Raw genomic sequence first — 278 nt, 5'->3', positions numbered from 1 at the left:
ACGATCGCCGCCCTGGAGAATGGACGCCCGGCCACCGCGGCCGATCTGCATGCGCTTCTCGTCGCGCACCTCCATGACCTAAAACGTCGCATAGCGCGAACCAACACCGATATCTTCAAGGGCTTCTGGAATCTCGATCACTATGCACGCCCTTCCGCCCCGCGACCCGAGGAAGCTTGCCGGGATCACCTCGTCGATCTCATGCGCCCATCGTTGCAGCCGCTCGGGATCACCGTTGAACCGGAAGGGCATATGGTCGCCGACAAACGGGCGGACAT

Annotated in this window: 1 protein-coding gene; it reads left to right on the top strand. The window is 62.2% G+C overall.

The features are described 5' to 3' along the window. On the top strand, nt 1-278 hold a 278-nt coding region (locus tag KVT28_RS24985), incomplete at both ends, for a hypothetical protein (RefSeq protein WP_217550839.1).

Origin of the sequence: Pantoea sp. GbtcB22, assembly GCF_019091025.1 — a bacterium.
GTDB lineage: Bacteria > Pseudomonadota > Gammaproteobacteria > Enterobacterales > Enterobacteriaceae > Pantoea > Pantoea leporis.
This window is presented reverse-complemented; position numbering and strand designations above follow the sequence as displayed.